The organism is Bacillus sp. M6-12 (assembly GCF_002860285.1).
GTDB lineage: Bacteria > Bacillota > Bacilli > Bacillales > DSM-1321 > Peribacillus.
On sequence record NZ_PGVF01000006.1, the window covers coordinates 417280 to 444107 of the forward strand.

The 26828-nt window shown below is 41.9% G+C and carries 27 protein-coding genes and 2 riboswitches; of the genes, 24 read left to right on the forward strand and 3 right to left on the reverse strand.

The annotated features are described in order from the left end of the window. Positions 1-147: 147 nt before the first annotated feature. Positions 148-1137 (reverse strand): ABC transporter substrate-binding protein, encoded by a 990-nt coding sequence (locus tag CVD28_RS10290; RefSeq protein ID WP_101592270.1) that lies wholly within the window; start codon positions 1135-1137, stop codon positions 148-150. 235 nt (positions 1138-1372) lie between these two features. Between CVD28_RS10290 and CVD28_RS10295 the strand changes: the two genes are divergently transcribed. The 4 genes from CVD28_RS10295 (at position 1373) to CVD28_RS10310 (ending at position 5345) form a co-directional block, all read left to right on the forward strand. Continuing rightward, complete coding sequence (locus CVD28_RS10295; protein WP_101592271.1) at positions 1373-2374, forward strand: FecCD family ABC transporter permease; 1002 nt, start codon at positions 1373-1375, stop codon at positions 2372-2374. Beyond that, positions 2374-3429, forward strand: a complete 1056-nt coding sequence (locus CVD28_RS10300) for a FecCD family ABC transporter permease (RefSeq protein WP_101592272.1) — start codon at positions 2374-2376, stop codon at positions 3427-3429. The genes CVD28_RS10295 and CVD28_RS10300 overlap by 1 nt, the downstream gene beginning before the upstream one ends. A 34-nt stretch (positions 3430-3463) precedes the next feature. After that, a complete protein-coding gene (locus CVD28_RS10305) occupies positions 3464-4267 on the forward strand; it encodes an ABC transporter ATP-binding protein (RefSeq protein WP_101592273.1) in 804 nt (267 codons plus the stop codon). A 163-nt stretch (positions 4268-4430) separates the two neighbouring features. Further along, positions 4431-5345, forward strand: a complete 915-nt coding sequence (locus CVD28_RS10310) for a proline dehydrogenase family protein (RefSeq protein WP_101592274.1) — start codon at positions 4431-4433, stop codon at positions 5343-5345. Between the two features lie 85 nt (positions 5346-5430). Here the strand turns inward: CVD28_RS10310 and CVD28_RS10315 are convergent, their stop codons facing one another. After that, entirely contained in the window at positions 5431-5562 is a 132-nt protein-coding gene (locus tag CVD28_RS10315) for a YuzL family protein (RefSeq protein WP_101592275.1), read from the reverse strand. A 176-nt stretch (positions 5563-5738) separates the two neighbouring features. Between CVD28_RS10315 and CVD28_RS10320 the strand changes: the two genes are divergently transcribed. The 19 genes from CVD28_RS10320 (at position 5739) to sufB (ending at position 25490) form a co-directional block, all read left to right on the forward strand. Next, positions 5739-8129 carry a 3-hydroxyacyl-CoA dehydrogenase/enoyl-CoA hydratase family protein gene (locus tag CVD28_RS10320; protein ID WP_374702512.1) on the forward strand — a complete coding sequence of 797 codons (2391 nt, stop codon included), beginning with the start codon at positions 5739-5741 and terminating at the stop codon, positions 8127-8129. A 343-nt stretch (positions 8130-8472) separates the two neighbouring features. After that, positions 8473-9651 (forward strand): acetyl-CoA C-acetyltransferase, encoded by a 1179-nt coding sequence (locus tag CVD28_RS10330; protein ID WP_101592278.1) that lies wholly within the window; start codon positions 8473-8475, stop codon positions 9649-9651. 69 nt (positions 9652-9720) lie between these two features. After that, complete coding sequence (locus CVD28_RS10335) at positions 9721-11505, forward strand: acyl-CoA dehydrogenase family protein (protein ID WP_101592279.1); 1785 nt, start codon at positions 9721-9723, stop codon at positions 11503-11505. 184 nt (positions 11506-11689) lie between these two features. After that, the gene (locus CVD28_RS10340; protein WP_101592280.1) at positions 11690-12046 is read left to right on the forward strand and encodes an arsenate reductase family protein; all 357 of its coding nucleotides are present in this window, start codon (positions 11690-11692) and stop codon (positions 12044-12046) included. 98 nt (positions 12047-12144) lie between these two features. After that, positions 12145-12528, forward strand: coding sequence for a glycine cleavage system protein GcvH (gene gcvH / locus CVD28_RS10345; RefSeq protein WP_101592281.1), 384 nt, complete (start codon positions 12145-12147; stop codon positions 12526-12528). A 290-nt stretch (positions 12529-12818) separates the two neighbouring features. Beyond that, entirely contained in the window at positions 12819-13181 is a 363-nt protein-coding gene (locus tag CVD28_RS10350; RefSeq protein ID WP_101592282.1) for a toprim domain-containing protein, read from the forward strand. Positions 13182-13186: 5 nt separating this feature from the next. Next, the gene (locus CVD28_RS10355; RefSeq protein ID WP_101592283.1) at positions 13187-13495 is read left to right on the forward strand and encodes a thioredoxin family protein; all 309 of its coding nucleotides are present in this window, start codon (positions 13187-13189) and stop codon (positions 13493-13495) included. A gap of 285 nt (positions 13496-13780) precedes the next feature. Further along, the gene (locus CVD28_RS10360) at positions 13781-14173 is read left to right on the forward strand and encodes a hypothetical protein (RefSeq protein WP_101592284.1); all 393 of its coding nucleotides are present in this window, start codon (positions 13781-13783) and stop codon (positions 14171-14173) included. Between the two features lie 68 nt (positions 14174-14241). Continuing rightward, positions 14242-14344: riboswitch (SAM riboswitch) on the forward strand. A gap of 87 nt (positions 14345-14431) precedes the next feature. Continuing rightward, entirely contained in the window at positions 14432-15748 is a 1317-nt protein-coding gene (locus tag CVD28_RS10365) for an O-acetylhomoserine aminocarboxypropyltransferase/cysteine synthase family protein (RefSeq protein WP_101592341.1), read from the forward strand. A 427-nt stretch (positions 15749-16175) separates the two neighbouring features. Further along, a riboswitch (SAM riboswitch) is annotated at positions 16176-16290 on the forward strand. A 112-nt stretch (positions 16291-16402) separates the two neighbouring features. Beyond that, positions 16403-17437: a methionine ABC transporter ATP-binding protein gene (locus CVD28_RS10370; RefSeq protein WP_101592285.1), complete on the forward strand. Its 1035-nt coding sequence runs from the start codon at positions 16403-16405 to the stop codon at positions 17435-17437. Continuing rightward, positions 17430-18098 (forward strand): methionine ABC transporter permease, encoded by a 669-nt coding sequence (locus CVD28_RS10375; RefSeq protein WP_101592286.1) that lies wholly within the window; start codon positions 17430-17432, stop codon positions 18096-18098. Before CVD28_RS10370 ends, CVD28_RS10375 begins: the two co-directional genes overlap by 8 nt. A gap of 14 nt (positions 18099-18112) precedes the next feature. Beyond that, positions 18113-18976, forward strand: coding sequence for a MetQ/NlpA family ABC transporter substrate-binding protein (locus CVD28_RS10380; RefSeq protein WP_101592287.1), 864 nt, complete (start codon positions 18113-18115; stop codon positions 18974-18976). Positions 18977-19289: 313 nt separating this feature from the next. Then, a complete protein-coding gene (locus CVD28_RS10385; protein ID WP_101592288.1) occupies positions 19290-19655 on the forward strand; it encodes a carboxymuconolactone decarboxylase family protein in 366 nt (121 codons plus the stop codon). 158 nt (positions 19656-19813) lie between these two features. Beyond that, positions 19814-19954: a hypothetical protein gene (locus CVD28_RS28025; RefSeq protein WP_180954107.1), complete on the forward strand. Its 141-nt coding sequence runs from the start codon at positions 19814-19816 to the stop codon at positions 19952-19954. 315 nt (positions 19955-20269) lie between these two features. Continuing rightward, complete coding sequence (sufC, locus tag CVD28_RS10390; RefSeq protein ID WP_101592289.1) at positions 20270-21055, forward strand: Fe-S cluster assembly ATPase SufC; 786 nt, start codon at positions 20270-20272, stop codon at positions 21053-21055. A gap of 14 nt (positions 21056-21069) precedes the next feature. Beyond that, a complete protein-coding gene (sufD, locus tag CVD28_RS10395) occupies positions 21070-22380 on the forward strand; it encodes a Fe-S cluster assembly protein SufD (RefSeq protein WP_101592290.1) in 1311 nt (436 codons plus the stop codon). After that, positions 22380-23609, forward strand: coding sequence for a cysteine desulfurase (locus CVD28_RS10400; protein WP_101592291.1), 1230 nt, complete (start codon positions 22380-22382; stop codon positions 23607-23609). Before sufD ends, CVD28_RS10400 begins: the two co-directional genes overlap by 1 nt. Further along, complete coding sequence (gene sufU / locus CVD28_RS10405; RefSeq protein ID WP_101592292.1) at positions 23599-24033, forward strand: Fe-S cluster assembly sulfur transfer protein SufU; 435 nt, start codon at positions 23599-23601, stop codon at positions 24031-24033. Before CVD28_RS10400 ends, sufU begins: the two co-directional genes overlap by 11 nt. A 59-nt stretch (positions 24034-24092) precedes the next feature. Next, positions 24093-25490 (forward strand): Fe-S cluster assembly protein SufB, encoded by a 1398-nt coding sequence (gene sufB, locus CVD28_RS10410; RefSeq protein ID WP_101592293.1) that lies wholly within the window; start codon positions 24093-24095, stop codon positions 25488-25490. A gap of 96 nt (positions 25491-25586) precedes the next feature. Here the strand turns inward: sufB and CVD28_RS10415 are convergent, their stop codons facing one another. Then, positions 25587-25733 carry a YpzI family protein gene (locus tag CVD28_RS10415; RefSeq protein ID WP_101592294.1) on the reverse strand — a complete coding sequence of 49 codons (147 nt, stop codon included), beginning with the start codon at positions 25731-25733 and terminating at the stop codon, positions 25587-25589. 218 nt (positions 25734-25951) lie between these two features. Here CVD28_RS10415 and CVD28_RS10420 point away from each other — a divergent pair, with 218 nt between their 5' ends. Further along, positions 25952-26797 (forward strand): DUF72 domain-containing protein, encoded by an 846-nt coding sequence (locus CVD28_RS10420; RefSeq protein WP_101592295.1) that lies wholly within the window; start codon positions 25952-25954, stop codon positions 26795-26797. Positions 26798-26828 lie beyond the last annotated feature (31 nt).

The following is a 26828-nucleotide window of genomic DNA, read 5'->3' on the forward strand; positions in this document are numbered from 1 at the left end:
TTTTTAACCAGTAAGATACCTAGCTCCATAGCCCCGCCTCGACACACAAGACAAGGAATGCTGCGACAGAGATACATCGCACGAAACAAAGCGTTAGCTTTTTGAGGGTGTGCTGGTCTCTACGTTCCTTTTACCGGGGCGCTTTTCTTATTTCACCATGATTTTTTCTAAATCATCCAGCATAAGGTTTGCTGCGATAACTCCGCCAGCAGTGTTCCATGTCGCATCACTTACCTCATAGGCATTACCATTTTTCACAACATTTAAATTTTTCCATAGCGGATCATTGGTCCATTCTTTTGCTGTATTTAAGGCTTCTTTATCTCCTTGTGGAGCATATGTGAAGTAGAAAAGGACATCTCCATCCATTTTAGGTGTTACTTCTTTTCCAACATCAATAGCTAATTTACCAAGTTTATTGTCTGGAGTAAACAACTCCTCCTGCTCTTTAACACGTTTAAATCCAAGCTGGTTAAAAATAATGCCGGAGAAAGAATCAGTATAGTAAATTCTAGTTTTGCCAGCCATAAACCGGACAATTGACACTTCTTGATTAACCTTATCGCCCAGTTTTTGTTTCACTTCTTCTACATGTGCATCAAAGTCGCTTAACACTTTAGTTCCCTCATCTTCGAGGTTAAGAGCCTTAGAGTATAATGTAAAGTTCTCTTTCCAATCTCCTCTTAAGGTTTCTGAAAAAACTGTAGGGGCAATCGTATTTAATTGTTCGTAAACAGCTTCTTGCCTTAATTTATTACCAATAATTAAATCTGGTTTTAATGAGGCAATCTTCTCCAGATTTACTTCACCCTCAACACCAACAACTTCGACCCCATCCATATCCTCTTTTATATGGTCATACCAAGGATCGCCAAGCCAGGATTGAACAGCTCCGACCGGTTTCACTCCCATAGCGAGCAATGCCTCTGTGCCTTCGTTTGTGAGAACGACAACTTTCTCAGGCTTCTTTTTCAAAGTGGCAGTTCCCATTGCGTGCTCTACACTATAACTGGTATCTTCCGTTTTTTTAGCTGCTTCTTTTGTAGCCGCGGGCTTTTCTGAAGTGTTGCCGCAGGCTGCAAGCAGGAAAATCGCGAACAAAGAGATAATACCAAAAATCTGTTTTAAACCTTTCATACTATGGATCCTCCTAAATGATAATCATTTTCATTGATATTTTTTATCTTAAAATGCCAATAGAGCAATGTCAACAAATAATTGATAATGATTTTCATATTCATTTAAAATTATGAATATTTATTGACTCTAATTGAAAATGAATTTCAAAGTCATTGACATAAATTCCGCCGTACCCTAGACTGAAAACTGAAAAAGATCATTTAATTATATGGGTGGAAGGATTAATTAAAATATGCTTTTAAAATATACAGGACAGAGATGGAATGGACTCCTTTTTGCTTTCATTATTTTACTGTTGTTAATGTGCGGCAGTATTGTTTACGGATATACAGATACCACATGGGGAATGGCAATTGATGCGTTTACTGATTTCAATGGTTCAAATGAGCATATTATCATTCAAGATGTAAGATTGCCCCGGTCGTTGATTGCTGCTGCGGTAGGGGCTAGTTTAGGCGTTTCAGGAGTGTTGATGCAGACTCTGACAAAAAATCCGCTGGCTTCACCTGATATTATTGGGATAAATGCCGGAGCTGGTCTGGCTGTGGTTATTGCTGTGACGATTTTCAGTGTTGCGAATCTGTCAATATTTACTTGGATATCTTTCGCCGGAGCTGCTGTGGCCGCAATAAGTGTTTATTTTATTGGATCTTACGGGAGAGAAGGGCTGACCCCCATGAAGCTTACTCTTGCGGGAGCAGCTATGACAGCCTTTTTCGCCTCATTTACCCAAGGACTTCTAGTTCTTAATGACGCTGCTCTGGAGCAGGTGTTATTTTGGCTGGCTGGTTCAGTTTCAGGCCGAAAGCTGGAGAATTTAACGGTTGTCCTTCCTTATTTGGCGGTTGGCTGGGCGGGGGCTTTTATGATATCTGCAAAGCTTAATATTCTATCTATGGGAGAAGATGTTGCGAAGGGGCTCGGAATAAATACTGGCATTTTAAAATTAATGATAGGGCTAATTGTTATCGTTCTTTCAGGCGGAGCAGTTGCCGTAGCAGGCCCTATCGGTTTTATTGGAATAGTAGTACCGCATCTTACCCGCTTTATTGTAGGCATAGACCATCGCTGGGTTCTACCTTTTTCCGGAATAATTGGAGCAGTATTGCTTCTTATCGCAGATATTGTTTCCCGGTACGTTCTAATGCCTCAGGAAGTTCCAGTGGGAGTAATGACAGCGATAATTGGAACCCCTTTCTTTATTTACATCGCAAGAAAGGGGTTCAACGGATAATGGGCCAATATAAAATTTTTAGGGCATTTAAAGGAAACATCTCCTTTCTAATTGATAAAAAGGCATTATTTATTTTCTTGGCATTACTGGCCGGTGCAATGGCAGTATTTCTTATCAGCACAGGAATGGGAGAGATGAAGCTAAGCCCCTTAGCGGTTCTTCAGGTATTTTTTGGCGGAGGATCAGAAATGGATCGCCTTGTTATCCATTCATTCCGTTTGCCCAGAATCCTCGTTGCTGCCATGGCTGGAATAGGATTGTCTGTGGCCGGGGGATTACTGCAGGGAATGATCCGGAATCCGCTTGCTTCTCCAGATATCTTGGGGATAACTGGTGGTGCGGCAGTTGCGGTTGTCGGGTTTTTAGCCATTTTTAGTGATAGCAATCATGTCTTAACAGTGAGTATTAAATGGTTGCCTGTTGCAGCTTTTATAGGGGCAACAATTATTTCGGTTCTTATTTATGTGTTCGCGTGGAACAAAGGGGTTTCACCGGTCCGCCTTGTTCTTATAGGAATTGGGATGATGGGTTTGACCAAGGCATTGACTACATTAATGATGATCTTGGGGCCTATTTACCAAACCAGCCAGGCAAACATGTGGATTACAGGAACTGTTTATGGTGCTTCGTGGAATAATGTAGCGGTTATAGTTCCTTGGATTCTTGTACTCACAGCATTCGCTTTCATATACTCACGTAATGTCAATGTTCAGGAACTTGGTGATGAGGTTGCGACTGGGCTAGGAGGAAAGGTGCAGCAACAGAGGTTCATATTAATAATGCTCAGTACAGGGCTGATTGCCGGATCCGTTGCATTTGCCGGGGGAATCGGTTTTGTAGGACTGATGGCACCCCACATAGCAAGACGGATGGTTGGATCTGCTTTTGGAGCATTATTGCCTGTTTCAGCATTAATCGGCGGAATTATAGTGATGTTAGCCGATTTGGCAGGCAGAATAGTATTTTCTCCATTAGAAATACCTGCCGGTGTGTTTACAGCGAGTATCGGTGCACCATATTTTATCTACTTGTTATTCAAAACTAGAAACTCATAGAAAGTCTGAAACAGCTGGAAAAGGAGAGGACAAGATGGGGCATGCGATTGAGACAAATAAACTGACGCTATCATACGGTGATGCCGTAATTATTAAAGAACTTAATATTGAAATTCCAAAAGGAGAAATTACTGTCTTTATCGGCGGAAATGGCTGCGGAAAATCCACTCTTTTGCGTTCCATTGCCAGACTTCTTAAGCCCAGCTCAGGGGCAGTTTTACTGGAAGGTCAAGAGATTGCCAGGCTTTCTACAAAAGATGTAGCTCAAAAAATGGCGATATTGCCGCAATCCCCGGCGGCTCCGGAAGGCCTTACAGTGCTTCAGCTGGTAAAGCAGGGGCGATACCCGTATCAGTCATGGCTGAAACAATGGTCGATGGAAGACGAGAAAAAGGTAAGAGATGCTTTACAGGCAACTGGGCTTGAAGATTTAAAAGAAAGGACTGTGGATTCATTGTCTGGAGGTCAAAGGCAGCGTGCGTGGATCGCGATGACCCTTGCCCAGGACACGGAAATTCTTTTATTAGATGAACCGACTACTTATTTGGATATGACTCATCAGATTGAAATCCTTGATTTGCTTTTTGAACTGAATGAGAAGGAGCAAAGAACGATTGTTATGGTTCTTCATGATCTGAACCTGGCCTGCCGGTATGCCCATAATATTGTAGCGATAAAAGACCAGACAATTTATGCACAGGGAAAGCCTGAGCATGTGATCAACTGCAGTCTAGTGAAAAAGGTTTTTAGCATGGATTGTGAAGTGACAGTGGATCCTTTGTTTGGAACTCCGCTGTGTATACCTTATGGAAAAGGACGACGGATCCTAAAAAGTTAATTACAAATAGAAAATCACTAGTAATAATGTAAACAAGACCTGTTATTGATGGGTCTTTTTCATTTTTTCATATTCAAATAAAAAGAAAAATGCTAAAATATAGCTGTCGAATTTTCGAATTTTTTGTATAGTAAAATAATAAAGCGTTTTCAGGGGGCAGTTTATGGAGCAGGCAATGAGAGACTTTTTTCTCTTCCTTTCTAAGAATAAAAGCTTAACAAAAATGGCCAGAAAATATGGCCTTAAGTTTGGCGCAGCCAGATTTGTAGCAGGAGAAACCATTGATAAGGCAGCCGCAGTGATACAAAATCTGAATCAGCAGGGCCTTGCAGTGACAATTGACTATTTAGGGGAATTTGTTGATAACGAACACGAAGCCAATGAAATGGCTGACAATTCAATCCAGGCCATTGAAGCAATTGGCAGGCAAAACCTAAATTCTCAGCTGTCATTGAAAATGACCTCAATGGGTCTTGATATTTCCGATGAAGTTGTTATGAGGAATATGCGCCGTATCCTGGAAGCAGCGAAAAGAAATAATGTATTTGTCACTATTGATATGGAAGATTTCTCAAGGTGCCAGAAAAGCATCGATATTTTTAAGAGGCTGAAATCAGAATATGATAATGTGGGAACTGTAATTCAGGCTTATCTATACAGGACGGTACAGGATATTACTGATCTTAACGAATACCATCCAAATTTAAGGCTAGTAAAGGGAGCCTATAAAGAATCTCCTGAAGTGGCCTTCCCGGAAAAAAAGGATGTTGACGAGAATTTTAAAACTATTATTAAAATGCATCTGCAGAATGGAAATTACACAGCAGTAGCAACACATGATGATGCAATGATTGAATATACAAAGCAGCTGGTTAAAGAACACAATATTCCTAATGACCAATTTGAGTTTCAGATGCTTTATGGAATCCGGACAGAAAGACAGCTGGAATTGGTCAAGGAAGGCTATAAAATGCGAGTCTATGTACCATACGGAACCGATTGGTATGGTTACTTTATGCGCCGTCTGGCTGAAAGGCCGGCAAACGTGGCATTCGTCCTTAAGGGGATGTTTAAGTAAAAATATTTCTCTTGTTAATTCATTGGAAATTAAGGAGGCCCGTATCAGTTTTTAACTGTATACGGGTCTTTATAGTGAACGAAGCTTATTTTTTAAACTGGTTATTCTGGCTGTTCCTTTTTTTCGGCCCTTCACGCTCCACAGTTGGACCTGCATTTCCTTTTACACTCGCAGCGCTGACGCCTGCCGTTGAAGGATTCTTTTTTAATCTAGCCATCAGTTCACCTCCCCATGTTTATGTTTCCCTGGATAATCAAAAAAAGTTTAAAAAACAGGATATTAATGATTGCGGAATTTTCCAACTTCTTTTATAGTTAATATATCGGGAAATGTTTGAAATTTTTTTGAAAATAAAATGAATGAGTGTTCATTCAACTATTATGTCAGGGGGATATGAACTTGGTGCGACAAATTCAAAGGGCTGCTGTTTTAGGTTCAGGGGTTATGGGATCAGGAATTGCTGCACACCTTGCGAACATCGGCATACCTACATTGTTATTAGATATAGTGCCTCGGGAATTGTCTGAGGATGAAAAGAAAAGAGGATTGTCTCTTGAGGATAAATCGGTTAGAAACCGAATCAGCCAGGGAGCTATACAAAAGCTTTTAAAACAAAAGCCGGCCCCATTGACTTCAAAGAAAAACCTCGCATTGATTGAAGCAGGGAACTTTGAGGATGATATGAATCGCCTTAGCGAAGTCGATTGGGTAATTGAAGTGGTTGTTGAAAATCTTGCAGTTAAGAAAACGGTCTTTGAACAGGTGGACAAATACCGAAAGCAAGGAAGCATCATTTCTTCTAATACATCCGGAATCTCTATAGAAGCAATGGCAGAGGGGCGATCTGAGGATTTCAGAAAAAATTTCCTTGGCACTCATTTCTTTAACCCTCCTCGGTATTTAAAACTTCTTGAGGTCATACCGACTAAGGAAACTGATCCTCAAGTGTTTTCTTTCATGAAGCTTTTTGGGGAAGATGTCCTTGGTAAAGGTGTAGTTGAAGCAAAGGATACGCCAAACTTCATTGCAAACCGGATCGGAACCTATGGTCTGCTGGTTACTGTGAGAGAAATGCTGAAGGGCGGCTACAGTGTTGGTGAAGTCGACTCAGTAACAGGGCCGCTTATCGGCCGTGCCAAAAGTGCAACCTTCCGCACTTTGGATGTTGTAGGTCTTGATACATTCGCCCATGTAGCTAAGAACGTATATGACCAAGTGGAAGGTGCGGAAAAAGAAGTATTTGAAATTCCAGAGTTTTTGAAAAAGATGATTGAAAATGGATGGCTTGGAAGCAAATCCGGTCAAGGCTTTTTCTTGAAAAAAGGTAAAGAGATTCTTGAATTGAATCCACAGACTCTTGAATATGAAGAAAGAAAAAAATTAAAAGCGGCTTCGATTGAGTTAAGCAAACAGGAAAAAGGCTTAGCCAATAAAATGAAAGCGCTTGTATATAGCAATGACCGGGCCGGAGAACTGCTGTGGAATATTTTCAGCCCTGTAATGGTGTATTCAGCAGATCTGCTAGGCAAAATTGCTGATGATATCGTCGCGATTGACCAGGCAATGAAATGGGGTTTCGGATGGTCTCAGGGTCCTTTTGAGACATGGGATGCAATCGGCCTTGAAAAATCAGTACTCAGGATGGGAGAACAAGGACTGCAGGTGCCTGAATGGATCAAGCAAATGCTTGCAAACGGAAACACCTCCTTCTACAAAGAAGAAGACGGAAAAGTTCTATATTATTCAAACGGTGAATATAAAGAATTGGTTGAGAATCCAAAGGTTATCAATCTGAAAGCAATCAAAAAACAAAAAGGCGTTATCAAAAAGAACACTGGCGCCAGCCTGATTGACATAGGTGATGGAGTTGCTTTATTGGAATTCCATTCTCAAAGCAATGCCATTGGTTTAGATATCGTTCAAATGATCAATTTCGCTATAGATGAAGTTGAAAAGCATTATAAAGGTCTGGTTATCGGAAATCAGGGCAAAAACTTCTGCGTAGGCGCAAACCTGGCGATGATGCTAATGGAAGCGCAGGATGATAATATTTTTGAACTAGATATGGTTGTCCGCCATTTCCAGCAAGCCATGATGAAGATCAAATATAGCACTAAGCCGGTAGTAGCTGCTCCATTTGGAATGGCGCTTGGCGGAGGTGCGGAAGTCTGCCTGCCTGCTGCACATATCCAAGCATCTTCTGAAACATATATGGGACTTGTTGAAGTCGGCGTTGGCCTCATTCCAGGTGGCGGCGGAAATAAAGAATTATACATCAAGCACTTGAACAGCATGCCAAAGGGTGTGGAATTTGACCTTCAAAAAGTAGCGAATAAAGTTTTTGAATCAATTGCAATGGCAAAGGTCTCCACTTCAGCTGCAGAAGCCCGGGAAAACAATTTCCTTAACTTCGCAGATGGCATCAGCGTTAATGGGGATCATTTGCTTTACGATGCAAAGCAAGCTGTTCTTGCTTTGTATGAAAGCGGTTATACTGCTCCAATTCGCCAAAAAGTTCCGGTTGTCGGTGAATCGGGCTACGCAGCTTTGCTTCTGGGAGCAGAAGCTATGAGGCTATCGGGTTTCATTTCTGACCATGATATGCAAATTGCCAAGAAGCTCGCTTATGTAATCGCAGGCGGTAAGGTTCCATACGGCACCGAAGTCGATGAGCAGTACTTGCTTGATTTAGAGCGTGAAGCTTTCTTAAGCCTGATTGCACTTCCCAAATCGCAGCAAAGAATGCAGCACATGCTGTTGAAGGGCAAGCCCCTTCGCAACTAAATTTATATCAATAATAACAGGCTAAATAATAAAAATTTGCACGGGGCTAGTTTAAGATGTCTAGCTCCAGCGCCCAGCCCCGACGCACACGACGTGCTAGTGCCGACGTCGCCACAGGACGTGGCGGTTTAAGTCGGCCTTGAGTGTTGTAACCAAGTGCCGTTACAACCTTGGTCATAAGCCAATCACTTCTGAAGGCAAAAAGCGCCTTCTTAGCGTTTGTCTTATTCTTGTCGGGGGCCAACAGGATGTGGGTCAGGACGGCGTTGCCACAGGACGTGGCGAACTTAGCCGTTCTTCGTCTGCTAGGGCGCTTGCGCATTTCAAATTAAGGGGGATCCTCATGAGAGAAGCGGTAATTGTTGCAGGGGCCAGGACTCCTGTAGGTAAAGCGAAAAAAGGTTCTCTTGCCACTGTAAGGCCGGATGATTTAGGAGCTCTTGTTGTAAAAGAGACATTAAAGCGTGCGGGAAATTATGAGGGCAATATCGATGATTTAATAATTGGCTGCGCAATGCCGGAAGCTGAGCAAGGACTGAACATGGCGAGAAATATCGGCGCACTGGCAGGACTTCCTCACACAGTTCCAGCCATTACTATAAACCGCTACTGTTCAAGCGGCCTTCAAAGCATAGCCTATGGAGCAGAACGGATTATGCTTGGACAGAGCGACACAATCATTGCTGGCGGAGCTGAGTCAATGAGCCTTGTGCCAATGATGGGCCATGTTACCCGCCCGAATGCAAAGCTTGCAGAAACGGCTCCTGAATACTACATGGGCATGGGCCATACTGCAGAAGAGGTTGCAAAGAAATATGGCATTTCCCGTGAAGATCAGGATGCGTTCGCAGTCCGAAGCCATCTAAAAGCGGCAAAAGCCATTGCAGAAGGAAGATTCGCGGATGAAATCGTTCCGGTTGATGTAACAATTCGTTCAGTTGGTGCGGACAACAAACTAAAGGAAAAGTCCTTCCAATTTTCACAGGACGAGGGTGTCCGTGAAGGCACTACCACTGAGGTTCTTGGGAAGTTAAGACCAGCATTTTCCGTAACAGGCTCAGTTACAGCAGGAAACGCTTCACAAACAAGCGATGGAGCAGCAGCAGTAATGGTTATGGACAGTGAAAAAGCATCCTCTCTTGGTTTAAAGCCAATGGGCAAATTCCGCTCCTTTGCGGTAGCCGGAGTGCCGCCGGAAATTATGGGAGTAGGACCGGTGGCTGCTATTCCTAAGGCATTAAAGCTGGCAGGTCTAGAACTGTCCGATATAGGTTTGTTTGAATTAAATGAAGCTTTTGCTTCTCAATCAATCCAAATTATCAGGGAACTTGGACTGGATGAGGAAATCGTCAATGTGAACGGAGGGGCAATTGCACTTGGCCATCCTCTTGGGTGTACAGGGGCGAAACTGACACTTTCCCTGCTGCACGAAATGAAGCGCAGAAATACCCAATTTGGTATTGTGACAATGTGTATCGGTGGCGGCATGGGCGCTGCAGGAGTATTTGAACTTTTAGCTTAATAAAATAGAGTTATTTAGACTTTTTTAAGATTCAAAGTATATAACCCCATTTTTAAGGAGGAAAAAAGGATGTCTAATCAAACAGAGAGCATTATTAAAGGCGGCAGCTTCCTAATTGAAGATGTTGCATATGAAAACGTATTTACACCGGAGGACTATTCAGACGAACAAAAGATGATCGCCAAAACAGCAGATGACTTCGTTACAAATGAAGTTCTCCCTGTTGTAGAAAAGCTTGAGAACCATGAATTTGAGCATTCAGTAAGATTGCTGAAAGAAGCCGGAGAACTTGGTCTGCTTGGAGCTGATGTACCTGAGGAATATGGCGGCCTGGGTCTTGATAAGATCAGTTCAGCTTTGATTTCAGAAAAAATGTCCCAGGCAGGGGGATTCTCCATCACTCATGGAGCCCATGTTGGTATTGGTTCACTTCCAATTGTCCTGTTCGGCAACGAAGAACAAAAGCACAAATATCTTCCTCTTTTGGCCACCGGCGAAAAAATTGCGGCGTACGCATTGACTGAACCAGGGTCCGGCTCTGACGCTTTAGGGGCAAAAACTACAGCTAAATTGAATGCTGAGGGAACTCACTTTGTATTGAATGGTGAAAAGCAATGGATCACCAATGCCGGTTTCGCTGACGTTTTCGTCGTATATGCAAAAATTGATGGTGAACATTTTTCAGCCTTTATCGTGGAGCGCGAATACTCAGGCGTATCAGTCGGGCCTGAAGAAAAGAAAATGGGTATCAAGAGTTCTTCTACCCGTACATTAATTCTTGAGGATGCTATGGTACCAAAAGAAAACTTGCTTGGCGAAGCCGGAAAAGGTCATGTTATTGCGTTTAACATCCTTAATATTGGCCGCTACAAGCTTGGAGTGGGAGCTGTAGGCGGATCAAAACGTGCATTCCAAATCGCTGCTGCCTACACGAACCAGCGCCAGCAGTTTAAGACGCCGATTTCTTCTTTTAACCTGACAAGAGAAAAGCTGGCTACAATGGCTTCTAAAATCTACGCAGCAGAAAGCTCAGTTTACCGTACTGTAGGTCTATTCGAGGACCACATGGGCAAACTGACGATTGAAGAAGCAAAAGACCGTAAAAAGGTAGCAGCGTCCGTTGCAGAATATGCTATCGAGTGTTCTTTAAACAAGTTCTTCGCGTCTGAAGTGCTGGATTATGTAGTCGATGAGGGCGTACAGCTCCATGGCGGCTATGGATTTATGGCAGAGTATGAAATTGAGAGAGCGTACCGCGATTCAAGAATTAACCGTATTTTTGAAGGGACAAATGAAATTAATCGTCTATTAGTGCCAGGCACCTTCATCCGTAAAGCAATGAAGGGCGAGCTGCCGTTATTCCAAAAAGCTCAGGCTTTACAGGAAGAATTGATGATGATGATGCCTGAAGAACCAGGCGACGAGCCGCTTGCAGCTCAAAAGCATTTAGTGAAAAATGCCAAAAAAATCGGCTTGCTTTCAGCAGGATTGGCAGTTCAGAAATTCGGTAAAGCGCTTGAAAAGGAGCAAGAGGTGCTTGTAAATATAGCTGATATCGTGTCCCTGGCTTATGCAATGGAATCAGCCGTATTGCGCACAGAAAAAGCAATTGCGAAATCTGGCCTCGAAAAGAATCAGCAAAAACTGCTTTATACTGAAATTTTCTGCCAGGAAGCGTTCAACTTAATTGAACAGCATGCAAAAGAAACCCTATTGGCTGTTGAAAGCGGAGACACTCTTCGAATGATGCTTTCCGCACTGCGCAAATTTACTAGACATACACCGATCAATGTAATCGGCAAAAAGCGTGAAGCAGCTGAGAAGCTAGTTGAAGCTGAAAGGTTTGTTTTATAAAAGGATTATAAGTCTGCAGCCTGACAGATAAAGCCTTTTTGCCATACAATTCATTATGACGGGAATATCCAGCTGGATATTCTCGTTTTCCTATTGTCCATTCGGAGCATATTATGGGAAATCCACAGCATATTTTTTGTATTCAGGAAACAGAACGGTTATGCTAACGATAGGTGGTGAAATTATGACTGTAACGTTTTATTGGTATCCGAAATGCGGAACCTGCCGTAATGCAAAAAAATGGCTTGATAGCCATAATATTCAGTATGAGGCCATACATATCGCTGAAAATCCGCCTTCCAGACAGCAAATTGAAGAACTTTATAAAAAGAGCGGGTTAGACATAAAAACGTTTTTTAATACCAGTGGCCAGAAGTATAGGGAACTGGGAATAAAGGATAGGATAAAGGAAGCGTCAATTGGTGAACTTCTCGATATCCTTTCAAGTGATGGAATGCTGATAAAAAGGCCAATTGTTACCGATGGATCTTCGGTTTCAGTCGGGTTTAAGGAAGAAGAATTTACCGAAAAATGGCTGTAGATGCAAAAAACAGCAAATTTCGAAGCGCTCAGCTTTAAAAAAACAAAAAATCTATTATACTAAAATAGATCTATTATTATGAATTTGGAGGGATTGTAATGAGTACACCTAAAGAGCTTCGCTACTCAGAAGAGCACGAATGGGTAAAAACCGAGGGGGAAAACTTCCGCGTGGGGATTACACATTTTGCACAATCAGAGCTAGGAGATATCGTTTTCGTTGAGCTTCCTGAAGTTGGAGATACAGTAACTGCCGATGAGCCATTTGGCAGCGTTGAATCTGTAAAAACTGTTTCTGAGCTTTATGCGCCAATCAGCGGAAAAGTAATTGAAGTGAATGAAGATTTGAATGATAATCCTGAATTCGTAAACGAGTCTCCTTATGAAAAGGCTTGGATGATTGTTATTGAACCTTCTGATACTAGTGAACTGGACAACCTGATGACAGCGGAGCAATACGAAGAGATGACAAAAGAAGACTAATTGTTAGGGGGAGAGGCATTTGGCCTTTCCTTTTTTTGACGGATTAGTAAAGATAATGTTCTAATTTTTCAATTTGAATAAAGCAGAATAAAGATTAAGGCACTCCAGAATTCTTATATTATCTGGGGTAAATGTGTCACCGTCAAGCTGGTGTTGTAAAGCGATGGCTTTGAATTTCATTTGGCCGTTAGGGGTTCTTCAGTGTACCCTTTACGCAGCGGGTCCCAGCTAATTTGCCGCCCTTATGGCACTGCTCACCATCCGTTTTTTCTTGTCAGGAGGATAAGGCTATGGAAAGTGTTTATTCTGAAAAGGTAATCATTGTCGAAGGATCTTCGGATAAGCGCAAGGTAAAAAGTGTAGTGAAAGAAGATGTCGAAATAATCTGTACTAATGGAACAATTTCTTTAACGCGCCTGGACGAGCTTGTGGAAGAACTTTATAACAAGGATGTATTTATTCTGGTAGATGCAGACGAATCCGGGGAAAAGCTGAGAAAACAATTAAAAAGGGAAATGCCTGACGCGGTCCACCTTTTTATCGATAAGATGTACCGTGAAGTGGCTACTGCTCCAAAATATCATATCGCAACAGTACTGCTGACAGCGAATATTGATGTATATGCAGAATATTTAGAACAAAGGATGAATTAACACATATGAAGGAATGGGAAGAGGAAGAATTAAACCTTTCAATTCAGTGGAAACAGTCGTTCTGTTTGTTTTTATATACTCCTATGTGCGGTACCTGCCAGGTTGCCACCAAGATGCTTTCGGTAACTCTGGAGGCACAGCCTGGAATCAGATGCGGGAAAATGAACCTTAATTATATGAAGCATATTGCCTCTCAATATGAAATAGAAAGTGTGCCATGTTTATTAATTTTTAAAAATGGGCAGCTGGAAAAGAAAATCTATGCGTTTCAGTCCGTCCCATACTTATTTGACGAATTAAAGGGTATCTCATAAAAAACGCTGGCTATCATAAACCCCGTATTATCCCCTAAAACAATTCCTAATAGGAAATCATTGTCTTAATGAACTGCACCCCAATTGTTAGATACCATCTAACAGTTTGGGGTGTAGTTTTTTTATGGGGAAATCCAATTTTCCCCCCCCCCGTGTGCCTAACTGACGCAACTCTACATAACAAATTTTGACAGGAAACATATTTTCCGGGAAATATGACAATCATTTCTTTCAAATTGTCTCTTTATCCCATTAAATGTCGATAGTTTAGGAAAGGGTTTTTGCTTGCTGCTGTGGAAAATATTTACTAAAGATATTATGAAATGGGGGATTTTCATAGAAGAGCTATTGGCAGTCCTTATTAACAATATTAAAGACAGAAAACATTTGAAATCTCTTATGCAGCAAAAGAATATTCGGCTGCATTTTATATCCGGAGAAGAACGAGGAAGCGTTACCCTGAATGAAAATGAGAGAAACAGTCTTGAAGGTGACTTTGGGAGAGAGGTTTTCATTTACGGGAGCCTTCAGGCCATCGGTACCATTCTGAATGGAAAAACAAGACTGCAGACCATGATAAAAAGAGGTGACATTAAAGTCGAAGGAAGATTCAGAGAAATCCTGCTTTTAGAATCGTTATTTATCCTCTGTAAGCCTTATGCAATCAATCAATTTTGAATATTCAATTAAATATATTGACTGGGCTATCAGCGCCATGTTATATTTCCGTTAATAAGATTAATAAATACTTATCAAGAGAGGCGGAGGGACTGGCCCGACGAAGCCCGGCAACCGGTATAAACATACACGGTGCTAATTCCAGCAGAGTGTAACTCTGAAAGATAGGGAGAGATAAACCAGCCTCTTCTTTGAAGAGGTTTTTTGTTGTATTTTCTCCTTGCAGCTTTTACAAAATATCAGTTAGGAGATGGGAGTATGTCAGAAAGTAAAAATTACCGCTTTGAAACTTTAAGCATTCATGGAGGAGTCCGTCCAGATCCAGTTACAGGTGCACGGGCGGTTCCGATATACCAAAGTAATGCGTATCTTTTTAAAGATACCGATCATGCAGCTAATTTATTTGGTTTAAAAGAAGAAGGTTACATTTATACACGTATCCACAACCCTACAGTCACAGTTTTTGAGGAAAGGACTGCAATGCTTGAAGGAGGAATCGGAGCATTAGCGGTCTCGAGCGGTATGGCAGCCATTATGCTTTCTGTTCTAAACATTGCTGGAGCAGGGGATGAAATTGTATCATCTTCTACGTTGTATGGGGGTACATACAACTTATTTGCCAATACTTTGCCGAAATACGGAATAAAGGTTCATTTTGTTGATCCAAAGGATCCGGAGAACTTCCGAAATGCCATTACTTCAAGAACAAAGGCCATCTTTGGGGAAACAATTGGCAATCCGAGTCTGGATGTGCTGGATATTGAAGAAGTTGCAAAAATTGCTCATGAAGAAGGGATACCTCTCATTATCGATAATACCTTTGCCACGCCATATCTTTGCCGCCCAATTGAACATGGAGCGGATATAGTCATCCATTCTGCGACAAAATGGCTGCTTGGCAACGGCACCACTATGGGCGGGATAATCATCGATGGAGGCAGGTTCAACTGGGACTCTCCGAGATTCCCTGGATTCACCGAGCCTGATCCAAGCTATAATAACTTAGTTTACAGTGAGGCGCTTGGAGCTGCAGCTTTTATAGCTAAAGCACGGGTACAACTGCTAAGGGATTTAGGCCCGGCTATGAGTCCCGCCAGCGCGTTTCAATTCACACTAGGACTGGAAACACTGCATGTTAGGATGAAAGAACATATTTCCAATACCAAGATTATTCTGGATTACCTAAAAAACCATCCTGCAGTTAAATGGGTTTCTTACCCGGGGGATGAAAGCCATCCTGCAAAGGCACTTGCTGAAAAATATCTTCCAAAGGGGGCGGGTGCAGTATTAACTTTTGGCATTGAGGGAGGACGTGAAGCTGGAGCGAAACTGATCAATAACATTGTCCTATGGTCGCATGTTGCCAATGTAGGCGATGCAAAGAGCCTGATTATTCATCCTGCCAGTACAACACATCAGCAGCTGCTTCCGGAGGATTTGAAAAAGTCTGGTGTTACTGAAGATTTGGTTCGATTATCCATAGGGATTGAAAACGCTGATGACCTTATCGATGATCTGGAACAGGCAATTGAAAAGGCAACAGGTATAGCCTCACGGGCAGCCAAAACCGTTTAAGCATAAAGGAAATACGTAAGCGCCCTGGTCAGAGGAAGAACGGCTAAGACCACCGATTTTTGCAACTAAATTCGTGTTACAGCCTTAGTCCTGCAGCGACGCCGGCATTAGCACGTCCTTCACAAAGCTCGTGCGATGTATCGCTGCCGCAGCGTTCCTTGTCCTGTACGTCGGGGCATTATTTTCCTGTGGAAAAAGGTTACTGGCTGAAGCTAGCCATCTGTACTCTTTTAAAAAAAGTATACTCTTCTTAACCTTATGAAAAAGGGCAGTCATTTGGGTTGGCTTTAAGATTTTCTCTCTTCCCCGGATACAAATATTGGCGGATAGCTTTTAAATTTTTTCCGTTGACACTTATTTTTCACCGTGATAAAATCACACTCGTACCTGAAAATAAAATATATTTGATTAACAATAAAATAGATAGCTCTTATCACGAGAGGTGGAGGGATGTGCCCGATGAAGCCCGGCAACCGGCAAGGATTTTTCCTTGAAAAGGTGCCAATTCACACAGAGTCTTTAATGGCTCTGAAAGATGAGAGAAAGGTGAAACGTAAAGCCTTTCTGCTCATGTGCAGAAAGGCTTTTACTATTTCAGGATATATGAGGAACAGTATAAATAAGAGTAAATAACGGGAAGAGGGGGGAAAAGCATTGATTACACTTTCAAAGGTAAGCAAGGTATTTAAATCGAGTTTTAAAGCAAAGGAACCGATTGTAGCTGTCGATGATATCAGCCTTACCATTAATGAGGGCGAGATATTTGGAGTTATTGGATACAGCGGTGCCGGGAAGAGTACACTTATCCGGATGCTTAATGGGCTCGAAACGCCATCATCCGGTTCTGTAGTTGTGGCTGGAAACGAGGTTTCCAAGATCAAAGGATCGGGCCTCAGAAAAGCGCGCCACGAAATTAGCATGATTTTTCAGCATTTTAACCTTCTTTGGTCGAGAACGGTACGGGAGAACATCGCTTTTCCGCTTGAGATTACAGGGGTGACGAAAGAAGAAAGAAGGAAGCGCGTAGATGATCTGATTAAGCTGGTAGGTCTTGAAGGAAGAGAAGATGCCTATCCTTCTCAGCTTAGCGGAGGCCAGAAGCAGAGAGTAGGAATTGCTAGGGCTCTTGCCAACAATCCGAAAGTCCTTCTTTGTGATGAAGCAACTTCGGCTCTTGACCCCCAAACTACAGATTCCATTCTGGAGCTGTTGGTTGATATCAATAAAAGGCTAGGATTAACAATTGTGCTGATTACGCATGAGATGCATGTCATCCGAAAAATCTGCCACCGTGTTGCTGTAATGGAAGCGGGGAAAATAGTGGAAATCGGACCGGTGCTTGATGTATTTAAAAATCCCGAACAGCCAATTACAAAGCGGTTTGTGCAGCAGGTAACCGAGCCGGAAGAAACGAAGGAAACACTTGAACATCTTCTTGACCGTTACCCTAACGGCAAAGTGATTCAGCTGACATTTGTTGGAGAGAGTGCTGAGAACCCGTTAATTACAAAGCTTATTCGCAGTTTTAAATTAGATGTCAATATTGTCCAAGGGAAAATTTCTCAAACAAGAGATGGCAGCTATGGAACATTATTCATCCATATCGATGGGCCTGCCGAAGAAATTGCCCGCGCTCTAGAATTTATCCAAGAGCAGCAGGTAGGGGTGGAGGTCATTTCAAATGGTTGAAACTATGTTTCCCAATGTTAAATGGGATAGAATACTCGAAGCAACAAATGAAACATTATATATGACTGCTATTTCAGTTGCTGTAACTTTTATTCTTGGAATCGTTCTGGGATTATTGCTGTTCCTGACGTCCAAGGGTAATGTTTGGGAGAATAAATTCATCAACGTGATTGTAAGTGCGTTTGTCAATATTTTCCGTTCCATCCCTTTTATTATCCTAATTGTTCTGCTTATTCCATTTACCATGTTTATCATGCAGACAATGATTGGTGAGAATGCAGCATTGCCTGCACTAATAATCGGTTCTGCACCATTTTATGCTCGGATGGTAGAAATTGGACTAAGAGAAATAGACAAAGGTGTTATCGAAGCGGCTAGGTCAATGGGTGCTAAGACGAGTACAATTATTTGGAAAGTCCTTCTTCCAGAATCTATGCCTGCTCTTATTTCGGGAATAACTGTTACCGCTATTGCGCTTGTTGGGTATACAGCAATGGCTGGGGTTATTGGTGCCGGCGGACTGGGTAATCTTGCCTACCTTGAAGGTTTTCAGCGAAACCGCAACGATGTGACGCTTGTTGCTACAATTGTTGTTTTATTAATTGTATTTATCATCCAATTTATTGGAGATTTAATAACATCTAAATTAGATAAACGTTAGAAGGAGATGGGATTATGAAAAAGTTAACAGGCTTTATTTTATTGTTAGTTCTTGCACTGGCACTTGCTGCTTGCGGGACAAAGAAAGAAGAAAGCGGCAATGGCAGCACTGCAGATAACGGAGACAAAGAAAAAACTGAAGAAACAAAAAAGCTAGTAGTTGGTGCATCAAATGTTCCTCATGCAGTTATTTTGGAAGAAGCACAGCCTATTCTTGAAGAAAAGGGAATTGAATTGGAAATCGTACCTTTCCAGGACTATATCTTGCCTAATAAGAACTTAGATCAAGGACAGCTTGATGCAAACTACTTCCAGCACATTCCTTACTTAGAAGCACAAAAGAAAGAATTTGGATATGATTTTGTAAATGCTGGTGGAATTCATATAGAACCAATTGGTATTTACTCAAAGAAACACAAAAAGCTTGAAAACCTTCCACAAGGTGCTGAAATCATCATGAGCAGCTCCGTTGCGGATCATGGACGTGCTCTTTCTATGCTTGAAGCAAAAGGATTAATCAAGCTAAAAGAGGGAATCGACAAGACTACTGCAACAGTGGATGATATTACAGAAAACAGCAAAAAGCTAAAGTTCAAAACTGATATTGAAGCAGCATTATTAACACAGGTTTATGAAAAAAATGAAGGCGATGCAGTATTAATCAACAGCAACTATGCTATTGACGCTGGCTTGAATCCGATGGAAGACGCAATTGAAATTGAGGACTCTGAATCTCCATATGTCAATGTTATTGCTGTAAATGCTGGAGACGAAAACCGTGAAGAAATCAAAACTCTAGTTGAGGTTCTTCGCTCAGAAAAAATCCAGGACTTCATTAAATCTGAATACAAAGGCGCGGTTGTACCTGTATCAGAATAATAAAAACGTTAAGAAAGTCCCGTATCACTGTTAAAGTGGTACGGGTTTTTTATTCTAGAGAATGTATATATGTAAAAGGGGCGGACCTGCGCAGAGTATTCAAAATAACAGTAGTTAATGAAAATGTAAACCCTCCAGGAATTAATATCGTTTATTATGTTATTCTTTGCTTACTTCTCAATTCCTTTTCCATGTATGGTTTGGGAGTATAAACTTCGCTTGTTTCTATCATATAAAACATCTTACAGATGGCATAGAACACTGATATGCGTTTCATACTAATCCAGATACTATTTAGTGAGGAGTGACTGGAATGACTGTTGAACCGAGAAATGCTACAGAAGCTGCCATTTACGACTATAAAGCTGGACTAGGCGAGTTCATGGAAAAAATGCCCGAAATCGCCCAGCACTATAATGCCTTTACGGAGGCGTGTTTTAAAGAGGGCGTGCTGTCTCAAAGAGAAAAACAGCTGATTGCATTAGGGATCAGCCTGTACGCGCAAGATGAATACTGCATTCTTTATCATGTGAAGGGATGCCTGGATCATGGAGCTACTGAGGAAGCCATCATGGAAGCAATTGGGGTAACTGCAGCGTTTGGCGGGGGAACAGCTATGAGCCAGGCAGTGACCCTTGTTCAAGAAGCCATTCAAGACCTTAAGGGAATACAGCAGTAAAAGGTTATTTGTAATAAATGGAAACCAATGATTGAACCTTAACCGTTTAATCAGTTTTTGATAGGGTAAATAATAATTGTAATTGTATTTTTAATAGGAAAGGATGATTCATTATTTACCCGCTAGAAATAAAAGCGACCAGCGAGATGGAAAAGGCGATGCAGCAATGTCACGGGATTGGTTATAATGAATATGCCCTTAAGCTGGAAAAACGAATACAGGTTGAGAAGCGAAGAGAAATAGACTATGTTAAAAGTGCTCAAATTGTTAATGATTTACAGCGAAGAGTTCATTTTTAAATAATAATGAAGAAAAAAGACATCGTTCTAAATTGGCGATGTCTTTTTACATTCTCTGCTGCTTTAAAAGAATGAATCAGCGGCATAATAGAGAAACTATCGGAGACTCTGAAGAGGTTAAACGGAAGCAGCTCATGATTTCTTTCGGAAAAAAAGCAACCACTATATAGATAGGAGAAACATTTCTTTATTAGTTGCTTACAGATTTCATTTGTTATAAGATTGGAATGAGAATAAAATGAGAATGGTAGGTTTTTAACCATTACAAAAATGCTTTCTAAACAATCACACAGGATTTAAGACGGAGGTTATACTATGGCAGGTTCAACTTTAACAATTAAGGATCTTCATGTTTCTATTGAAGGTAAAGAGATATTAAAGGGTGTTAATCTAGAGATTAAAGGCGGCGAGATCCATGCGGTAATGGGACCAAATGGAACAGGGAAATCTACTCTTTCCTCAGCGATTATGGGCCACCCTAAATATGAAGTAACAAGCGGAAGCATTACTTTCGACGGCGAGGATGTATTGGAAATGGAAGTGGACGAGCGTGCCCGCGTCGGCTTATTTCTTGCAATGCAATATCCAAGTGAAATCAGCGGAGTTACAAATGCGGACTTCCTTCGATCAGCGATTAATTCCCGCCGTGAAGAAGGCGAAGAAATATCACTAATGAAATTCATCCGCGAAATGGATAAGCAAATGGACTTCCTTGAAATGGACCAGGATATGGCCCAGCGTTATTTAAATGAAGGCTTTTCCGGCGGTGAGAAAAAGCGCAATGAAATTCTTCAGTTAATGATGCTGCAGCCAAAAATTGCGATTTTGGATGAAATCGATTCAGGTTTGGATATTGATGCATTGAAAGTTGTTTCAAAAGGAATTAATGAAATGCGCAGTGAGGATTTTGGATGCCTTATTATCACTCACTATCAGCGCCTGCTGAATTATATCACTCCTGACTATGTACATGTTATGATGCAAGGCCGCGTCGTGAAATCTGGCGGTCCTGAGCTTGCACAGCGTTTGGAAGCTGAAGGATATGACTGGATTAAAAAAGAATTAGGCATTGAAGACGAAACTGTCGGCCAAGAAGCGTAGTAAGGAGGATTGCCATGACAACGGAAACGAAATTCCCAATGGATTTGGAGTCTATTAGCTCCTATTCAAAACAAAATAATGAACCTGCCTGGCTGTCAAAGCTCCGCGGAGAAGCTCTTGCCGGATTTGAAACACTTCCGATGCCAAGGCCGGACAAAACAAAGATTGATAAATGGAACTTTACATCTTTTAGCCAGCATACTGTACAGAGTGAAGTGTTTAGCAGCCTGCAGGATCTTCCGGAAGATGTTAAAACGCTTATCAATATTGATAATGAATCACAAAATTTATATATCCAAAGAAACAATACGCCTGCTTACTTCGCAGTTTCCCAGGAATTAAAGGATAAAGGTGTAATTTTTACGGATATTTTCACTGCTGCACGAGAGCATAGCGAACTGCTTGAATCATTCTTTATGAGAAACGGAGTCAAGGCGGATGAGCACCGTTTAACTGCTCTTCATGCGGCGTTGATGAATGGGGGAGCATTCTTATATGTTCCGAAAAATATCGAAATCAAGGAGCCTATCCAGGCTATTTACATGATCGATACAGCGGAAACAGCCCTCTTCAATCATGTTTTAGTTGTAGCAGATGAAAACAGTTCAGTAACTTACGTTGAGAACTACTTTTCAACTGGAGCGTCTGAGAATGGAATTGTAAACATCATTTCAGAGGTAATTGCGAACAACAATGCAAAAATCACGTACGGAGCGGTAGATACACTGGCAAAGGGAATTACAGCTTATGTAAACCGCCGCGGTGTTGCAATGAGGGACGCCCGTGTTGACTGGGCACTTGGTTTAATGAATGACGGAGATACAATTTCAGAGAATATTACCTACTTGTTGGGTGATGGATCCATTGGTGATACAAAGTCAGTAGTCGTAGGACGCGGAGAACAAAAGCAGAACTTTACAACCAGTATCATCCATCATGGGAAACGCTCAGAAGGATATATCTTAAAGCATGGTGTAATGAAAGACAGTGCTTCTTCCATATTTAACGGTATCGGTAAAATTGAGCATGGTGCAACTAAGTCAAATGCGGAACAGGAATCGCGTGTGCTGATGCTAAGTGAAAAAGCACGCGGAGACGCTAATCCAATTTTGCTTATCGATGAGGATGATGTAACAGCAGGGCATGCAGCGTCTGTTGGACGTGTAGATCCAGTTCAGCTTTACTATTTAATGAGCCGCGGGATTTCAAAAACAGAAGCAGAGCGCTTAATTATTCATGGATTCCTTGCACCGGTTGTCAATGAACTACCAATTGAAGGAGTTAAAAAGCAGCTGGTAGAGGTAATCGAAAGGAAAGTGCAATAATGATTGGAGCAGAAATTCGCAGCCAATTTCCTATCCTTAATCAGGAAGTGAACGGACATCCTTTGGTTTATCTTGACAGTGCTGCTACTTCTCAAAAGCCTATTCAAGTTATTGATGCGTTATCCGAGTATTATCGCGGGTACAATTCGAATGTTCATCGAGGCGTCCATACTCTGGGTACAAAGGCGACTGATGGCTATGAAGGTGCCCGGGAAAAGGTCCGCAGATTTATAAATGCGAAATCAACCCAGGAAGTTATTTTCACAAGAGGAACAACTACCTCATTAAATATGGTAGCCAAAAGCTATGGAAGCGCCAATTTATCTGAAGGTGACGAAATTGTTATCTCTTATATGGAGCATCACAGCAATATTATTCCTTGGCAGCAGGTGGCCAAACAAACTGGGGCGACTCTTAAATATCTGCCGCTCCAGGAAGATGGCACCATCTCACTTGAGGATGCAAGAAAAAACATTACCAGCAATACAAAAATTGTTTCCATTATGCATGTTTCCAATGTGCTTGGAGTAATAAATCCAATTAAGGAACTTGCGAAAATTGCTCATGAAAACGGAGCAATAATGGTGGTCGACGGAGCACAGAGCGCACCGCATATTAAAGTGGATGTTCAGGATCTGGATTGCGATTTCTTTGCTCTCTCTGGACATAAAATGTGCGGGCCAACAGGCATCGGTGTTCTATACGGGAAAAAGGAGCACCTGGAAATGATGGAGCCGGTGGAATTTGGCGGTGAAATGATCGATTTTGTAGAGCTATATGATTCTACATGGAAGGAGCTTCCTTGGAAGTTTGAAGGAGGAACACCGATCATAGCAGGTGCCATCGGACTCGGAGCCGCTATTGATTTCCTTGAACAAATTGGCTTGGAGCATATTGAAAAGCATGAACACAAACTGGCAGCATATGCCCTTGATAAAATGTCTGCTGTCGAAGGCCTTATCATTTATGGGCCAAAAAATGCAGAACAGCGTGCAGGAGTTGTAACGTTCAATATAGCAGATGTTCACCCTCATGATGTGGCTACCGTACTTGACGCCGAGGGAATCGCAGTCAGGGCAGGCCATCATTGTGCTCAGCCGCTAATGCGATGGCTTAAGGCTTCTGCTACAGCACGGGCCAGTTTTTACCTGTACAACACAGAGGAAGATATTGATAAGCTAGTTGCAGGGCTTATCAGAACAAAGGAGTATTTTGGCGATGTCTTCTAATAACTTAGATACACTTTACCGGCAGGTTATTATGGATCATTATAAGAACCCGAGAAACAAGGGTGCGCTTGAGGATGGCAGCTTGGTTATCGATATGAATAATCCAACGTGCGGAGACCGGATCAGGTTAACACTTAAAGTGGAAGACGGCACAGTTACTGACGCTAAATTCGACGGTGAAGGATGTTCCATATCCATGTCTTCTGCCTCCATGATGACTCAGGCGATTAAGGGAAAAGATATTGAAACAGCATTAAAATTTTCCCGAATCTTTTCAGACATGATTCAAGGAAAAGAATATGACGATGAAGGCTTGGACCTTGGCGATATCGAAGCTCTTCAGGGAGTTTCCAAATTCCCTGCGAGAATTAAATGTGCAACGTTGGCATGGAAAGCAATGGAGAAGGGCCTGAACGACAAATAAATGATAATAGCTTCTGTGGGCTCTAAGTCCCGGCTATTTACGAATGGAGGAAACGACCAATGGCTAAGAAAATGCCAGAGATCGGTGACTATAAATATGGGTTTTCTGATAAAGACGTCTCTATTTTCCGGTCAAAGCGCGGTCTGACACGGGAGATCGTTGAAGAAATTTCCCGAATGAAAAGCGAGCCGCAATGGATGCTTGATTTCCGCTTAAAATCGTTGGAGCATTTCTATGAAATGGCTATGCCGCAATGGGGCGGGGACTTGGCTAGCCTTAACTTTGACGAAATAACATACTATGTTAAGCCTTCTGAGAAATCAGAACGTTCATGGGACGAGGTTCCAGAGGAAATTAAACAAACATTTGATAAATTAGGTATCCCTGAAGCAGAACAAAAGTATTTGGCTGGGGTTTCCGCACAATATGAGTCAGAAGTTGTTTATCACAACATGAAGGAAGACCTTGAAGAGCTGGGAATCGTGTTTAAGGATACAGATTCCGCTCTTAAGGAAAATGAAGATATTTTCCGTGAGCACTGGGCAAAGGTTATTCCTCCAACTGATAACAAGTTTGCTGCATTGAACTCAGCTGTTTGGTCCGGGGGATCGTTCATTTACGTTCCTAAAGGAATTAAGGTGGATACTCCGCTGCAGGCATATTTCCGAATTAATTCAGAAAACATGGGGCAGTTTGAACGTACACTTATTATTGTTGATGAAGGCGCATCCGTACATTATGTAGAGGGCTGTACAGCACCTGTTTATACTACCAATTCCCTTCACAGTGCGGTTGTTGAAATCATCATTAAGAAAGATGCCTACTGCCGTTACACAACAATCCAAAACTGGGCAAATAACGTGTTCAACCTGGTTACAAAACGTGCGGTTTGTGAAGCGAACGCCACGATGGAGTGGATTGACGGTAATATCGGGTCTAAGCTGACAATGAAGTACCCTGCTGTAATCCTTAAAGGAGAAGGCGCACGCGGACTTACATTGTCCATAGCGATTGCAGGAAAAGGTCAGCACCAGGATGCAGGTGCAAAAATGATCCATCTTGCACCAAATACTTCTTCGACAATTGTTTCCAAATCAATTTCGAAGCATGGCGGCAAAGTAACCTACCGCGGAATTGTCCACTTTGGGAGAAAAGCGGATGGAGCCCGATCTAATATTGAGTGTGATACGCTCATTATGGATAATAAATCAACATCTGATACAATTCCATACAATGAAATTCTGAACGATAACATTTCACTGGAGCACGAAGCAAAAGTTTCCAAGGTATCTGAGGAGCAGTTATTCTACCTTATGAGCCGCGGGGTATCAGAGCAGGAAGCAACTGAAATGATCGTAATGGGCTTCATCGAACCATTCACAAAAGAACTTCCAATGGAATATGCCGTTGAAATGAACCGCCTGATCAAGTTTGAAATGGAAGGTTCTATCGGATAAAATAAATACAATTAACCCCGCCCTGAAAACGGCGGGGTTAATTGTATTTAGACTTTATATTAAGATGTGCACAGGCCTTGTTAAGCCATGATGCAATTAATAACTCTGTTTGTTGTCATTTAGTTTTCTTGCTTCTTCCGGACTCGACATTTTGGTAGCTCCCGGATAATCCAGGCTGTGGTCTCGGTCGGATTCTACTCTTCCGCTATTCCTGAGCTTTTTTTCCTGGCGGTCTCTTCCCATGGTTAAACACCTCCCCTTATTAAGTTGGCCGTAGGGTGATAGATTATTCAAGTATACTGGGCAGTTTTAACGTATAGAATTTCTCGGTATTCATGACTTCTTTTTTTAAGTTAAAAAAGCAATGCTTCTCATGAGTTACAAGGCATAGGAAACAGGGTAATATTTATAATATATGCTGGGGCCTGCACCCTTAAATATTTTGTAAAGTAGAGGATACTATGATATATATCGGTGTAACAGGATGGGGAGACCATGATAGCCTCTATCAAGAGGGGATTTCTCCAAGAGATAAGCTTAAGGTATATGCATCCCATTTCCCGGTTGTTGAGGTGGATGCTTCATTTTATGCAATTCAGCCGAAACGTAATAATGATAAATGGGTATCAGATACACCGAATAATTTTGAGTTTATTATTAAAGCATATCAGGGAATGACCGGGCATCAGCGCGGGGAGATTCCTTTTTCGAGCAAAGAGGAAATGTTCAAGGCATACCGAGATTCGCTTCTATCGTACCAGGAGGCAGATAAATTGGCCATGTGTTTGTTTCAATTTCCTCCATGGTTTGATTGTACAAAGGAAAATGTTGATTATCTGCGCTGGTGCAAACAACAGCTTGGAAATATTCCGGCTGCGCTCGAATTTCGGAATCAGTCCTGGTTTTCGCCGAAGTTTTACGAAAAAACGCTGGCTTTCATGCGCTCGGAGGGATGGATTCACAGTGTCTGTGATGAACCGCAGGCAGGGGAAGGGTCTATACCTATTGTTTTAAAGGCTACGGATAATGAGAAAACGCTCGTCCGTTTTCACGGGCGTAACCAGCATGGATGGCAGAAGCCTGGAGGCAAAAACTGGAGGGAAGTAAGATATTTATACCGCTATAATCAAAAAGAGCTGGAGGAATGGGCAGAAATGCTGATCCAGCTTTCAAATGAAAGTAAAGATATCTATGTTATGTTCAATAATAATTCCGGGGGAGACGCGGCAGAAAATGCAAAGCAACTGATCAGTATCCTTGGCATAGAATATAAAGGGCTGGCTCCCCGGCAGCTTGATTTCTTTTAAGATACAGCAGGTAATTAATTGAGCAAGCAGA